This window comes from Streptomyces sp. NPDC033221, from assembly GCF_055577005.1.
Genome location: NZ_JBVIQN010000016.1, coordinates 121,242 through 135,073, shown reverse-complemented (window position 1 = coordinate 135,073; position 13,832 = coordinate 121,242). Strand labels below are relative to the sequence as shown.

General features: G+C 74.1%; 9 protein-coding genes and 1 pseudogene. 5 read left to right on the top strand and 5 right to left on the bottom strand.

Annotation, left to right across the window (positions count from 1 at the left end; all coding sequences use genetic code 11):
• Positions 1–63: 63 nt before the first annotated feature.
• The 3 genes and pseudogenes from ACZ53K_RS22155 to ACZ53K_RS22145 form a co-directional block, all read right to left on the bottom strand.
• Positions 64–258, bottom strand: a complete 195-nt coding sequence (locus ACZ53K_RS22155; protein WP_468839189.1) for a helix-turn-helix domain-containing protein — start codon at positions 256–258, stop codon at positions 64–66.
• Between the two features lie 1,196 nt (positions 259–1,454).
• Positions 1,455–2,774 (bottom strand): erythromycin esterase family protein, encoded by a 1,320-nt coding sequence (locus ACZ53K_RS22150; protein ID WP_468839186.1) that lies wholly within the window; start codon positions 2,772–2,774, stop codon positions 1,455–1,457.
• Positions 2,775–2,806: 32 nt separating this feature from the next.
• Positions 2,807–3,144, bottom strand: a pseudogene (locus ACZ53K_RS22145) (SDR family oxidoreductase); the annotation flags it as partial.
• Positions 3,145–3,297: 153 nt separating this feature from the next.
• On the opposite strand from ACZ53K_RS22145, the gene ACZ53K_RS22140 reads away from it, so the two are divergent.
• A complete protein-coding gene (locus ACZ53K_RS22140) occupies positions 3,298–3,525 on the top strand; it encodes a DUF5133 domain-containing protein (protein ID WP_468839183.1) in 228 nt (75 codons plus the stop codon).
• A 103-nt stretch (positions 3,526–3,628) separates the two neighbouring features.
• Positions 3,629–3,787, top strand: coding sequence for a hypothetical protein (locus tag ACZ53K_RS22135; RefSeq protein ID WP_167745392.1), 159 nt, complete (start codon positions 3,629–3,631; stop codon positions 3,785–3,787).
• A 105-nt stretch (positions 3,788–3,892) separates the two neighbouring features.
• Here ACZ53K_RS22135 and ACZ53K_RS22130 read toward each other — a convergent pair whose 3' ends face one another.
• Complete coding sequence (locus ACZ53K_RS22130) at positions 3,893–4,228, bottom strand: hypothetical protein (protein ID WP_468839181.1); 336 nt, start codon at positions 4,226–4,228, stop codon at positions 3,893–3,895.
• A gap of 307 nt (positions 4,229–4,535) precedes the next feature.
• On the opposite strand from ACZ53K_RS22130, the gene ACZ53K_RS22125 reads away from it, so the two are divergent.
• Entirely contained in the window at positions 4,536–6,413 is a 1,878-nt protein-coding gene (locus tag ACZ53K_RS22125; RefSeq protein ID WP_468839179.1) for a sigma-54-dependent Fis family transcriptional regulator, read from the top strand.
• Here ACZ53K_RS22125 and ACZ53K_RS22120 read toward each other — a convergent pair.
• Positions 6,377–7,006, bottom strand: a complete 630-nt coding sequence (locus ACZ53K_RS22120) for an EamA family transporter (protein ID WP_468839177.1) — start codon at positions 7,004–7,006, stop codon at positions 6,377–6,379. The genes ACZ53K_RS22125 and ACZ53K_RS22120 overlap by 37 nt on opposite strands.
• Positions 7,007–7,052: 46 nt before the next feature.
• Between ACZ53K_RS22120 and ACZ53K_RS22115 the strand changes: the two genes are divergently transcribed.
• Together ACZ53K_RS22115 and ACZ53K_RS22110 are read left to right on the top strand one after the other, a co-directional pair.
• Complete coding sequence (locus ACZ53K_RS22115) at positions 7,053–7,655, top strand: LysR substrate-binding domain-containing protein (RefSeq protein ID WP_468839175.1); 603 nt, start codon at positions 7,053–7,055, stop codon at positions 7,653–7,655.
• 112 nt (positions 7,656–7,767) lie between these two features.
• The gene (locus ACZ53K_RS22110) at positions 7,768–13,788 is read left to right on the top strand and encodes an amino acid adenylation domain-containing protein (RefSeq protein WP_468839173.1); all 6,021 of its coding nucleotides are present in this window, start codon (positions 7,768–7,770) and stop codon (positions 13,786–13,788) included.
• Positions 13,789–13,832 lie beyond the last annotated feature (44 nt).

The following is a 13,832-nucleotide window of genomic DNA, read 5'->3' as shown; positions in this document are numbered from 1 at the left end:
CCGGCCCGTTCGGCTCCCCTGCGGGCCCGTTCTCCGGTACGCGGACGCGTCGCCGCCCGGACCTCAGCCCAGGACCAGCCGCTCCGTGCCGAAATCCGCGACGACCTCCAGCCGTCCGTCCAGTGCTGCCACGTAAGCGGCGAGCGTGCGCATTTCGACGGTGCCCGGCTCGCCCTCCTCGATCGCCGCCACACGGGCGGCCGGGACCCCCATCCGTTCGGCGAGCTGCTCCTGCGTCAGCCCCCGGTGGCGGCGCACCGAAGCCAGCCGCCACCCCCCGGTTGCGCGCCACGAGCAGGGCCGCACCGCCGTGCCGCTCCTCCTCCCGTCCGGGGTACCAGTCGTGGAGGAACGCCCGGCTTCCGCAGAACGCCTCGTCCTCCGCGCCGGGCTCCCGGCCCTGCGACTCCCGCCGGGCCAGGCGCTCACGGGCCAGCGGCAGGGCGTACTCGTACCACTCCCACCACTGCGCGCGGTCCGCGGCCACGCCGAGCAGCACCACGGCCTCGGCGGGCTCCGCGCTCCCGGCGGCCTCCCCGGTCTCGATGGCGCACAGCACCCGCAGATCCCGCCCTGTCAGCGCGCCGAGCCGCAGTTCGTACAGCTCCACCTCCGGCGGGCGGTCACCCAGCGGCTCATGGACCGCACGCTCCAGCCGCTCGGTGCCGGCGGCCATGTCGCAGGCCGCGGCCCGGGCCCCGGCGACCGCGCGGTCCGCGGCGGCGCACGAAGCCTCGTCCGCACCGGCCGCCGCATCCGCTTCGCGGCACGCCTCGTGGGCGTTCTGCTGGGCGCGCCCGACCCGCTGGACCGCCTCCACCCCCGCTCTGCGGGACCGGAAGAGGTCGACCTGGTTCTGTACCCGCCGGCTGATCCCGACAAGAGCGGCCTCCCGTTCGCGGATGACGGCGCGCGACTCGCCGAGCAGCGTCTGCTGGTGGCGCACCGCCGACCAGCGCTCTTCGGCCTCTCGCGCGAGGCCGTCCCGCCGCGACGAGGCGGCCTGCGCCCCGAGGTCGGCCAGCCGCCGTGCCTGCTTCGCCAAATCGGCCAGACGATGGTCGAGCCGACGGCGGGCCACCGCCGCCTCGGCCACCGCCTGCCGTACCTTCAGCAGCAGGGTGAGCTGGCGCTGATACCAGTGGTCCAGGGCCTCCCGCGGCTCGCCCGCCCGCAGGGCGGCTCCGACCGGCACCACCAGCGGAGGCCCCAGCCGCAGGCCCTGCTCCAGGAGCGCGGTGACCGCCTCCCCGACGAGCCGGGCCGCCCGGACGTCGTCGCGGCGCAGGCCGTTCAGCCGGCTCCGCGCCTCCCGTGCCACCACCAGCCGGTACGCCATGACGACCGCACCTCCCGACGAGCGCCGCGCGGGTCACCGGCTTCCACTGTGCCGCCCGCGCCCGGCCGCTGTCCCGCCGACCGGCGAGGTGCGGCGGACGGGCGGACGGCGGCGGTCAGAGCCCGAGGTCGTCGACCACGGTGGAGGCCGGGACCGTCAGGATGCCGTCGAAGGCCTCGGCCACGGAGGTGTGCAGATATCCGCTCTGCATACGGATACGGTCCGGGCCGTCGGAGCCGTCGGAGGTCCGCAGTTCCCGCAGTCCGGTCAGACTGATGTCCGACCCCAGCCCGGCCGCCGCGACGGCGGCTTCCACGCTGCCGGGCTCCGGTGTCCCGAGCGGGGTGTCCTCGACACGGAAGCCGAAGGTGGTGTTCTCGTCGAGGTGCATCTCGGCGGTACGGCCGCCCACGCTGGTCATGGCGAGGGCGAAGTAGTCCCCGCCCAGGGCGTGGCTCAGGTGCAGGCCCATGGGGAGCGAGGTCAGACGGCCGTCGAACGAGATCGTCGTCCGCTGGATGTGGGCGTTGTGCGCGGGGAGCACCACCCGCGTACCGGGGGCGGTGCGGTCCAGGAGCCACCGGACCGAGTCGGCCATGAACACCTCACGGGCCGAGGTGTCGGCCGGTGTGGCGTCGCCCGCGTACAGCGCGGCCATGGCGCGGAACTGGTGGTCGGTGTGGCACGCCGCCTCGGCGCGGCGCAGCGCGATGTCGTACGCGCGCCGACCGCCGCGCTCGACGTACAGGGGTTCCATGGCCCGCAGCCGGGTGCGCAGGCGCAGCAGCGTCGCGCTGAGGGTGTCCTGCTCGCCGGCGCTCAGCCGGGCCCAGGCCGGCGCGGCCAGCGCCATGGACGCGCCGCCGAACAGCTCGGCGGTCTTCATGGCGTCCTGGACGAGCGGCAGGCCGCCCGGATCGACCTCGCGGAGGTACTCGGCGACCGGTGCCAGGGCCGGGAGCAGCGAGCCCCCGGCCTCGGGGATGTCGACACCGGCGAACCGTACGGGCAGGACCGCGGTCCGGTTGTAGCGGCGCAGCCAGTGCAGCGGACCCGACAGCCCGATGGGGATGTTCGCCGCGGTCTGCCGCGCGAAGTCCTCCTCGGCGCCCTCGCCTTGTACCCACGCGTCCAGCGCGAAGCCCTCGCTGAAGCCGAACTCGAAGGCCAGCGCGGTGAAACCGCAGCGCTGGACGAGGAAGCGCAGTACGCGTTCGCGGGCCAGGCCGAACTCCTCGATGAAATGGGAGTTCTCGCCGAGCGCGACGACACGGGCGTCCCCGATGAGCGTCCGCAGGGGCTCCAGGTCGTCGAGCGGTTCCTCGGGGTCGAGGGTGTCGAGCACGGTGGCCCGCTCGCGGAGCCCGCCGGCGAACCGGCCGACGGCGTCGCCGTTTCCGTGGTCACGGCGCTGTTCGTGGCTGGTCTCGGGCATCTGGGGCGCTCGTTTCTCGTCGGCCGGCGGCATCAGGGCAGGATCGCGTCCACGTACCGCCGTCGACGCGCAGCGCGCCGCCGGTGGACGCCGACGCCTGGGCGAACTCCCGCTGGGCAGCGTCCCACGGAAGATCGCGGTCGACCAACTGATATACGAAGTCCTCGACGCCACCGGTGTGCGCCGGTCCGACGATCACGGAGTTGACGGTGACGCCGGTGCCGGCGGCCTCCTTGGCGAAGCTGCGCGAAACGGCCGGCAGGGATGTCTTGGACATGCCGTAATGAATCATCTCGGCCGGGACCACGACCGCCGAGTCGCCGGCGATGTTCTGTACGCGCCCCCAGCCGTGCTCCTTCATGCTTGGCATCGCGGGTGCGGCGCGCCCGGTGTGCGGGACGCGCGGGACACGGTGGGTGCCATGGGGCGTGTGATGTATCTCCTTTTCGTGCGCATGACAACCCGCGGGACGGGTAGCCGCCGCTGTGAAGTGAAGGCGATCATGTGATGGAAGGGGGAAAGGATGTTGTTGGCGCACCCGGTGGTGTTGGGTAACCTCGTCGGGCAGTACGAGACATTGCGGGTGCTGCGCGCTGAGGACGGCAGTCCTGAGCTGCGCAGGCGGATGGACGATCTCGCCTACTCGCTGTGTATTTCCACCGGAACGAAGGATGTTGATGCGGCACTGGTCGCGGCCAGGCACCGGCTGCCCGGCACGGGCGTGCGGGAGGACTCTCTCCTGGCCGCCTGAAACGCGCTCCGTCCGCGGTTCCGGCGTCGTTGTAGATTCCGCATCCCCACTCCCGCCGCGGGCGGGGGACGGTGCGGCTGAATGGTTCGAGGACTGACCCCACATGACCGCTGCCCGCCTGCCCGCCGGCCCACCGATCTACGAAAGCCTCATCGAGGAGCACGGCGACGTGCTGGCCCAGGTACGCCAGCTGGCCAAGGAGACGGAGCGCGAGGCCAACGAGCTGCTGGACTGGAGCGAACTCCGCGCCGGGCGGGACTGACGGTCCCGGCGGGGACGGACGGTCTCCGGCCGGGGGCTGATGCTCCCCGGCCGAACCGGCGGTCGGTTTCTCCCGTACGTCAGCGTGCCCTGACGCGGGGCCCGCTCAGGCCCTGCCGCCCTCGTGCGGCGGCACCGGCCGGGGCAGCAGACGGCGGGTCAGGTCGTTCAGCGCCTCCACGGTCGCCAGGCTGGTCTGCACATGCTGCTGGGACTGGGCGAGGCAGGTGCTGGCGCCGGCCACGGTGTCGTGCGCGCTGTCCCGGATCTGGCCGATCAGATTCTCCAGTATGTCCAGCGACGCGAAGAGGTCGGCCAGCGCGGACCGGTTCGCCTCGGCCAGCCTCAGCGCGTACTGGTCCAGGGGCCTGCTCGTGTCGAGGGTGATCGGGCTTCCGTTCCAGCACAGCGTCACGGTCGGCTCCTGCGGACTGATCGGCATCGGCGGTCCTCGGGTGGATGTCGGGGTGCGGCGGGCCGCCGCGGCTGTCCCCGGCCGTCCCCCGTCGTCGTACGGCTCCCGGAAGGGTTCTGCCCGCATTCGGAATTACAGCACGCCACCGGCAGGGCGTGATGTCTCACTCTGAGACGGTGCGCAGGCAACTGCCCTGATCCGGGCGGACTTTCGCCGCGCGGCGGTGGAGTGCCGTACCCGGTGGCGGGATTGGGGCCGCTCGCGGGGATCGCGGTTCGGTGCCCGGGGCATGTCTGCAGTCATGGATTTCCGGGATTGCCCCGACCGGGCTGTCATGCGGGCACGCGAACGGATGCTGAGCGGCGCCCCGGAGGCGCCGGCAGCGACGGCGGCAGTGGCGCGCGGCGCGTACCCACGGGCCCGCGAAGCGGTCCTCTCCTCCTGGAGACGCTGCCGCCTGCACGAGGTCGACGCCGACCGGCTGCACGTTCCGCACGCGGACCGGCACATCGACTGGGACAGCCGCCTGCTGTCCGCCGCGGCGCCGGTCCTCGACCGCGTCGAGCAGCTCCTCGCCGACTGCACGGCCGGCGTGGTCCTCGCGGACGCCGCGGCCCGGGTCCTGGCCTGCCGGGGCGGTGACTCCGCGGTCGTCCGGCTGATGGACCGGGTGCACCTGGCCCCGGGGTTCAGCTACGCCGAGGAGGCCGTCGGCACCAACGGCATCGGGACCGCGCTCGCCGACCGGCGCCTGACCACCGTCTTCGGCCCTGAACACTTCGCCGAGCCGCTCCAGCGCGCCGCCTGCGCCGGCATCCCTGTACGCAACCCGCTCACCGGACGGCAGGAAGGCGTCGTCAACCTGACGTGTCTGCGGCAGGACGCCTCCCCGCTGATGTCCGCGGTGGTACGGCAGGCCGCCGCCGACATCGAGGAGCGGCTGCTGGACCGGTACTCCGGCAACGAGCGCGCGGCCCTGGACGCGTTCCTCGCCGCGGGCCGGCGCTCCAGCGGCCCGGTGCTCCTGGTGACGCCCACCCTGCGCACGGCCAACACCGAGGCGGTCCGCCTCCTGGAGCCACCTGATCTGCGTCAGTTGGGCGCACTGGCCGCCGACCTGCTGGCCGCGCCGGTGGGCAGCCGCAGGCAGCGCGTCGACACGTCGCTGCGGTTGCCTTCCGGCACCGACGTACGGGCCCGTTGCACCCTGGTCGGCCCGCCCGGCCGGCCGATCGGCTGCGTCGTCGGCATGACGATGCCGGAGGGCCGGGAGACTCCCGCCACGGCGGGCCCGGCGCCCGGTGAGGGGACCGGGCCGCAATCATCCCCGGTGCCGCTCCCGGTGCCCCTGCCGGGCCTGGCCGGCACCTCACCGTCCTGGCGCTCCGCGAGCCGGGACGTCGCGTCCGCCTGCCGGCAGCGGCTGCCGACCCGGGTGGTGGGCGAGGCGGGGGTGGGCAAGCTCGCGCTGGTCCGCGCCGCCCACCAATGGGTACGGCCCGGGAACCGGCTGCACGTCGTGGACCTGTCCCTCCAGAGCGCCCCGCATCTACTGCCGCGCGTCGAGGAGGCGTTCCGGGACGAGGACGGCACGGTCGTGCTCCAGCACCTGGAAGCGGCGGGCGGCGAGCTGATGTGCCGGCTGGAGGCGCTGCTCGCGGGCGCGCGGCGCAACCGCGGCACCGGCCCGTGGGTGGTCGGCCTCCACACGCTCCCCGGTCAGGGGCCGGTCCCGCCGGCCGCCCCGGCGGGTGCCGCGCCCACGGCCCTGGACAGCGCCGTCTTCCCGTGCACGGTGGCGGTGGCGCCGCTGCGCTACCGGCCCGAGGACATCCGTGACCTCGTCCCCACGCTGCTGGCCCGGCACGGCCGCGGCGGCACCGTGTCCTGCGCGCCCGCGGCGATGCAGGTCCTCACCCGCTTCGACTGGCCGGGGAACGTACGGCATTTGAGCCAGGTCCTCCAGCAGGCCGCGCGCGAGCGCCGGCAGACCGATCTGCAGCCGCACGATCTCGCGCCGGAGTGCCACAGTTCCTGCCGCCGCACCCTCACGCCCTGGGAGACCGCCGAACGCGACGCGATCGTACGGGCGTTGCACGATGCCGCGGGCAACCGTGACGCGGCGGCCCGGCAACTCGGCATCTCCCGGGCCACCATCTACCGGAAGATCCGGATTTATGGTGTCACCGTGGCGCCCGCGCGGGCCCGGTGAGGCGCCCGCCGCCGGTTCTCTCGCTGTCCGGACCCGTCCGGCCGCCGGGTGGCGACCGCGCCAGCCGACGCGGCCGCGACGCGGCCGATCGCGGCCCACTGCGCCGCCGTCAGCCACTCCCGCAGGAGCAGCAGCCCGGCGAGGCCCGCCACCACTGGCTCCAAAGCCTGCAGGACCCCCACGACCCGGACCGGCAACCGTCGCAGCGCCGTCAGTTCCAGGGAGTAGGGCACCACCGAGGAGAGGACCGCCACACCGAGCGCCACGGCGAGGACCGACGGCTGTGGCCGCGCCCCGCCGCTCTCCAGAAGACCGCACGGAACGGTGAGCACGGCCGCCCACGCCACCGCGAGCGCCAGCGGCCCGCCCCCGGGCAGGCGGCCGCCCACCCGCCGGCTCAGCAGGAGATACGTACCCATGGACACCGCGGAGGCGAGCGCGAAGGCCAGGCCGGACAGGGGCAGCGAACCGGCCCGGCCGGGGGCGGTGAACAGCAGCAGCCCCGCGACCGCCAGCACGCCCCACAGGGCGTCGCGCCACCGCCGCGCGGAACCGAGCGCGAGGGTCAGCGGGCCCATCAGCTGCAACGTCACGGCAACTCCCAGCGGCCCCCTGCGCGTCGGCGGCTTCGCGACCAGCGTGGGGTCCCTCCTGGCGCCCGCCGCGCAGACACTGCTGGACGGCCCCCGGCCGGTCAGGGCGCTGCTCACCGAGACCGACACCGACAAGTGTTACCGCCAGATGCTCTCGGGCGAGATCGACATGGCCGTGCTGACGCCGCTGCCCGGCAGGCCGCCCCCGGACGACGCGCGGTTCGACCAGCAGCCGCTGCTCGACGAGTTCCAGGACCTCGCGGTGCCGGCCGGGCACCCGTTCGCCGGACGGGACCACATCGAGCTGGCCGACGCCGCCACGGAGGACTGGATCTCCGCCCACCACGACCAGAACCGGCTGACCCGCGCCCTGTGCACGGCGGCGGGCTTCGCGCCGCGGATGACCCACCATGCGGACGCTTGGCACGCCGTCCTCGCCATGGTCGCCCACGGCCTCGGCGTCTGCCTCGTACCGCGCCTGGTTCCCTGCACGGCACACACGGGAGTGGTGCGGGTGCCCGTGCACGGTGACCCCCGGCCGCTGCGGCGCGTACTGACCTGCGTACGGCGCGGCAGCCGGCAGCAGGAGAGCATCGCCCGCGGGCCGGCGGCGCTGCACGTCCGCGCCGCCCGGGCCCTGGACGAGTGACCCGGACCTCCCCATGGCGTCCGGGATCTGCACAGTTGGACGTTCCCTTTCGCGGCACGGAGCTGGATAACATGACCGGCATGTCGTGCTGAGCGGAGCGGGGGCCGCGCACATGGGAAAGCCTGAATTAGCTGACATATGGCCGCTGACAGCCATGCAGAAGGGCATGTTCTTTCATGCCGGCTATGATCCGCAGGCCACCGACATCTATCGCAGCCAATCGGCCCTGGATTTCACCGGGCCGCTCGATCCGGGCCTGCTGCGCTCCACTCTCCAGCAGCTCACCCGCAGGCACGCGCCGCTGCGCGCCGGCTTCCGTGCCCTGGAGTCCGGGGAAACCGTGCAGTGCGTGCTGCGCGAGGTGGACATTCCCTGGACGGAAATCGACCTGGGCGAGGCGGACGAATCCACGGTGCAACAGGTGGCGGACCGGGAATGGGTGCGCCGTTTCGACCTCGCCGAATCCCCGCTGATACGGGCGACCGTGATACGGCGCGCCGCCTGCCGGTACCGCATTCTGCTGGGACTGCACCATATTCTCTGCGACGGCTGGTCCCTCGCGATCCTCCTGGACGAATGGGCGACGCTGTACGAACACGCGGGGGACGGCACCTGTCTGCCGCCCGTGACGCCGTATGCCACGTACATGTCCTGGCTGGCCGCCCAGGACCGGGACGCCGCCTTCGCGGCCTGGCGGCAGGTGCTCTCGGGCGCCCGGCCCACCCTGGTGGCGGGCGGACAGGGCACCCGCGCGCCGGCGGACCCCGTCGAGATCCCGGTCGGTGTGGGCGCGGCGCTGAGCGCCGGACTGGACCGCCGGGCGCGCGGGCTCGGCGTGACGGTGAGCACCCTGGTGCGCGCCGCGTGGGGCATCCTGCTGGGCAGGCTGACCGGGCGTGACGACGTGGTGTTCGGTACGACGACGTCCGGCCGTCCGCCGGAGGTGCCGGGCGTCGAGACGATGGTCGGGATGTTCATCAACACGCTGCCGGTGCGGGTGCGTTGGGGCACCCAGGAGCCGATGGACGACTTCCTGCACCGGCTGGTCGGCGAACAGGGCGCGCTGCTCGCCCACGAGCATGTCGGCCTGGGCGAGCTGCACCAACTCACCGGCGTACGGGAACTGTTCGACACGCTGGTGGTCTGTCAGAACCTGCCACGGGAACTGCCGGCCCGCGACCTCGGCGGCGGCGTCCGGCTCGAAGCGGTCACCGGCCGGGCCGCGGCCCACTACCCCCTCGTACTCAACGCGCTGTCCGACGACTTCCTGCTCACCTATCGGCCGGACCTGCTCGGCCGGGCCGCGGCCGAGGCCGTGGCGGGCCGCCTGGTGCGGGTGCTGGAACAGCTCGTGGGGGACGTCCCGGTCCGGCCGTCGCAGATCGACGTCCTGCTGGACGGTGAGCGGGAGCGGCTGACGACGGGGGTGAACACCGGGCCGCCCGGTGTGGCGGGGGAGACGGTGACCGGCGCGTTCGCGCGGGTGGTGGAGCGCTGCCGGGACCGGGTGGCGATCGTCCACGGGGGCACCGCCCTGACGTACGGGGAACTGGACGACCGGGCGGACGCCGTCGCCCGGTTCCTGCGGTCCCGCGGGGTGACGGCGGGGGACCGGGTGGCGGTACGGCTGCCCCGGTCCCAGGAGCTGCCGGCCGTACTGCTCGGTGTCGTGAAGGCGGGCGCGGCGTATGTGCCCGTCGACCCGGGCGGCCCGGCGCGGCGCACCGGCCTGATGACCGGGAACGCGGCACCGGCCGCCGAGGTCACCGAGGACGTGCTGCGGGACGCCCTCACCTTTCCGGGCGCGGGACCCGTGCCGGTCGCGGTGTCGGCGGGCTCGGCGTTCTCGGTGATGTACACGTCCGGGTCCACCGGGGAGCCGAAGGGGGTGACGACGACCCATGGCGGCGTCGCGGCGCTGGCCGCGGACCCCTGCTGGGGCGGGTGCGCCACCGGCCGGATGCTCTTCCACGCCCCGCACACCTTCGACGCCTCCTTCCTGGAGCTCTGGGTGCCGCTGCTGAACGGCGGCAGTGTCGTCGTGGCGCCGGACGGCATCGCCGACTCCGATTTGCTGACTGCCCTGGTCGCCGACGCGGGGCTGACGTCCGTCCACCTGACGGCCGGTCTGTTCCGGGCGCTGGCGCAGGAGACACCCGAATGCCTGGCCGGTCTGCGGCATGTGCTCACCGGCGGTGACGTGGTGCCCGCCGAAGCCGTGGCACGCGTCGTCCGCGCCTGCCCGGACCTGGAGATCCGTCATCTGTACGGGCCGACGGAGATCTCCCTGTGCGCGACCGTGCACACCCTCCGGGCGGGCTCCCCGGCGCCGGACACGCTGCCGCTGGGCGGCCCGCGCGCCGGTGTCCGCCTGTACGCCCTGGACGGCACGCTGCGACCGGTTCCGACCGGTGCCCCGGGCGAGCTGTACATCGCCGGCCCCGGCGTCGCGCGGGGCTACCTGCACCGGCCCGCCCGCACCGCCGAACGCTTCGTCGCCTGCCCCTACGGCGGCCGCATGTACCGTACGGGCGACCTCGTCCGCTGGAACCGGGACGGGCACCTGGAGTTCCTCGGCCGCACCGACCACCAGGTCAAGATCCGCGGCTACCGCGTCGAACCGGACGAGACGGCCGCCGTCCTGGCCCGCTGCCCGGAGGTTGCCCAGGCGGCGGTGGCCGTACGGGAGGACACCCCCGGGCACAAGCGGCTCGTCGCGTACCTCGTGCCCGTGCACCCGGGAACGCCGGTCGTCGACGCCGTCCGGCGGTTCGCGGCCGACCGCCTCCCGGAGTACCTGCGGCCGTCGGCGACCGTCGTCATGGAACGGTTCCCGCTGACCCCGAACGGCAAGGTCGACCGGGCCGCGCTGCCCGCCCCCGACCCGGCCACGGCCACCACCGGCGGCCCGGCACCCACCCTCCAGGAGGACATCCTCTGCTCGCTGTTCGCCCAGGTGCTGGAGGCACCCCGGGTCCGCGCCGACGACAGCTTCGTCCGGCTCGGCGGCGATTCGCTGCTGGCGACCCGCCTGGTGAGCCGCATCCGGACGGTGCTCGGCGTGGAGATCTCCAACCGGATGCTCTTCGAGTGCCCGACCCCTGCCCTGCTCGCCCGGCGGCTGGACCGGCTCGGCGCGGCGCGGCCGGCGGTGGCCAGGGCCGCCCGGCCCGCGCCACTGCCGATGTCCTCCGCACAGCAGCGGATGTGGTTCCTCGACCGGCTGGAGGGCCCGGACAGCGTCAACAACATCACGCGCTGTCTGCGGCTCAGCGGCGCGCTGGACGCGGACGCGCTGGCGGCCGCCTGGCGGGACACGGCCGGGCGGCACGAGACGCTGCGCACGGTGTACGGGGAGGCAGGCGGAATCCCGTACCAGGAGGTCCTGGCCGACGTCGCCGTACAGATACCGACGGTGGACGTGTCCGCGGACGGTCTCCAGGACGCGCTCGCCGCCGAGGCGGCCCGGAAGTTCGACCTGGAAGCCGCGCCGCCGTGGCGCGTCACCCTGTTCGCGACCGGCCCCGGCGAGCACGTCCTGCTCGTGGTGCTGCACCACATCGCCGCCGACGGCTGGTCGCTGGGCGTCCTCACCCGGGACCTGTCGGCCGCGTACACGGCGCGCGCCGCGGGCCATGCGCCGGACTGGGCGCCCCTGCCCGTGCAGTACGCGGACTTCACACTGTGGCAGCGGGAACTGCTGAAGGACGAGGACAATCCGGAGAGCCTGTTCGGCAGCCAACTGGCGTACTGGACCGCGGCCCTCAAGGACCTGCCATACGGCCTGGACCTGCCCGCCGACCGGCCCCACCCCGCGGTCGCGACCCACCAGGGCCGTACGCTGGCGGCCAGCACGCCCGCCCGGACCCACCGGCAACTGCTGGAGACGGCCCGCAACTGCGGCGCGACCCTGTCCATGGTGACGCAGGCGGCGACGGCGGCGCTGTTCTCCCGGCTCGGCGCGGGCGACGACATCCCGTTCGGCGCGCCGGTCGCCGGCCGGGTCGACGAGGCCCTCGACGACCTGGTGGGCTGCTTCCTCAACACGCTGGTGCTCCGCACGGACGTCAGCGGCGATCCGCCCTTCACCGAGCTGGTCGGACGGGTACGCGAAGCCGACTTGGCCGCCTACACCCATCAGGACCTGCCCTTCGACCGCCTGGTGGAGGTACTGAACCCCGACCGGTCGCTGTCCCGGCAGTCGCTGTTCCAGCTCGGGTTCGCCTTCCAGAACGCCCCCGGCGCCGCCTTCTCCTTCGCCGGGCTGACCGCGGCGCCCGAGCCGTTCGCGATCGCGTCGACGCGGTTCGACCTGTCGGTCATCATGTACGAGGTCCACGACGCGGACGGCGCTCCGGCGGGCCTCGCCTGCCATCTGGAGTACGCCACCGACCTGTTCGACGAGGCCACCGTACGGACCGTCGCCGACCGCCTGGTGCGGGTGCTGGAGCAGGTGGCCGACGATCCGCGGGTACGGGTCGGCGACCTCGGCATCCTGGACGAGGCCGAACGGCACCTGGTGGTGGCGGGGTGGAACGACACCGCGCGGCCGGTCCCGGAGGGCGGCCTGGCAGACCTCTTCCGGGCGCAGGCGGCGCGGACCCCGGACGCGGTGGCGGTGCGCTGCGGCCCGGAAGCCGTGTCGTACGCCGAACTGGACGCGTGCTCCAACCGGCTGGCACGGTACCTGGCCGGTCGCGGAGTGGGCCGGGAAAGCCGCGTCGGACTGTGCCTGCCGCGCGGGGTGGACATGATCACGGGCCTGCTGGCGGTGTGGAAGGCCGGTGGCGCGTACGTACCACTGGACCCGGAGCAGCCCGCGGAACGGCTTGCCCGCCTGGTCGCCGACAGCGGCGCGACCGTCGTCGCCAGTACGGCCGTCACGCTGACCGGTCTGCCGCCGGGACCGGCGCTCGCCGTGGCACTGGACGAGGCGGCTGCTGCCATCGGAGCCGAGTCCGCCGCGCCGCTGGAAACCCGCATCGCGCCGGGTCAGTTGGCGTACGTGGGCTATCCGCCGGGAGCGGACGGTGAACAGCCCGGCGTGGCGGTGCCGCACGACGGCGTGGTGAACCTCGCCATGGCGCTGCGGCCGGTGCTGGGCGCGGGCGAGGGCGTGACCGGGCTGCAGCTCGCGCCGTTCGACTCCGGCGCGGCGTTGACGGACGTGGCGGTCACCCTGGCCGCCGGCGGCACCCTGGTGCTCGCCTCCGAACGGGAGCGGAGCGACCCAAAAGCGCTGGCCGCACTGGTCGAAGCGCACGGCGTGAGCACGGCGTGCCTGCCCCCGCCCCTGCTGGAGACGCTGGACCCGGCGGACCTGCCCGGGATACGGAACGTGGTCGTCGCCGGCGAGCGGCTGACCGCCGGCCCGGCCAGCCGGTGGGCGGGCCGGGCACAGGTGTGGAACATCCACGGCGCCGTCGAATCCACCATGGCCGGCACGGCCGCGCGGGTGGCCCCGGACACCGGCCCCCGGGACCGGCCGCCGCCGATCGGCCGCCCGGTCGGCAACGTCCGCGCGTTCGTGCTCGACCGTCACCTGCGGCCGGTCCCGGCCGGGGTGACCGGTGAGCTGTACGTCACCGGCCCCGGCCTGGCCCGCGGCTACCTGAACCGGCCCGGCGCGACCGCTGCACGGTTCGTGGCCTGCCCGTACGGCGGACGCATGTACCGCACCGGCGACCCGGTGCGCTGGACCGCCGACGGGGAACTGGAACTCCTGAACCGGACGGGCGGCCCGGTCGCGCGCCGCTCGCCGAGCGCCGGGCCGGACGCGGCCGGGACACGGCCCCCGACGCCGGACGGCACGGTCGGACGGGCCGCGCCGCCCGCCCCGGACCGCGACCGTCCGACGGCCGACCGCGGCCCGCGCACCGCGACCGAACGCGCCGTGCACCGCGTCTGGTGCGAGGTGCTGGGACGCCCGGGGTTCGGGATGCGGGAGAAGTTCTTCGACACCGGCGGGAACTCGCTGAAACTCCTCGCCGTACGCAATGAACTCGCCCGGTACTGCGGCGCCGACCTGCCGGTCGCGCTGTTCTTCGAGCACTCGACCATCGAGGCGATGGCGGAGACGGTCGACCGGCGCCGGCTGGTCCCCGTCGACGACGACCACAGTCACGAGCTGTAGGGGCGACCCCGACCCGTCGGACACCCCTGACCCAGGCCGCTCCG

What these genes read in the sequence shown, in the direction of transcription:
- ACZ53K_RS22130 (WP_468839181.1), bottom strand. Translation starts at nt 4,228, where the DNA reads ATGCCGATCAGTCCGCAGGAGCCGACCGTGACGCTGTGCTGGAACGGA.
- ACZ53K_RS22125 (WP_468839179.1), top strand. Translation starts at nt 4,536, where the DNA reads ATGCGGGCACGCGAACGGATGCTGAGCGGCGCCCCGGAGGCGCCGGCA.
- ACZ53K_RS22110 (WP_468839173.1), top strand. Translation starts at nt 7,768, where the DNA reads ATGGGAAAGCCTGAATTAGCTGACATATGGCCGCTGACAGCCATGCAG.
- ACZ53K_RS22140 (WP_468839183.1), top strand. Translation starts at nt 3,298, where the DNA reads ATGTTGTTGGCGCACCCGGTGGTGTTGGGTAACCTCGTCGGGCAGTAC.
- ACZ53K_RS22135 (WP_167745392.1), top strand. Translation starts at nt 3,629, where the DNA reads ATGACCGCTGCCCGCCTGCCCGCCGGCCCACCGATCTACGAAAGCCTC.
- ACZ53K_RS22150 (WP_468839186.1), bottom strand. Translation starts at nt 2,774, where the DNA reads ATGCCCGAGACCAGCCACGAACAGCGCCGTGACCACGGAAACGGCGAC.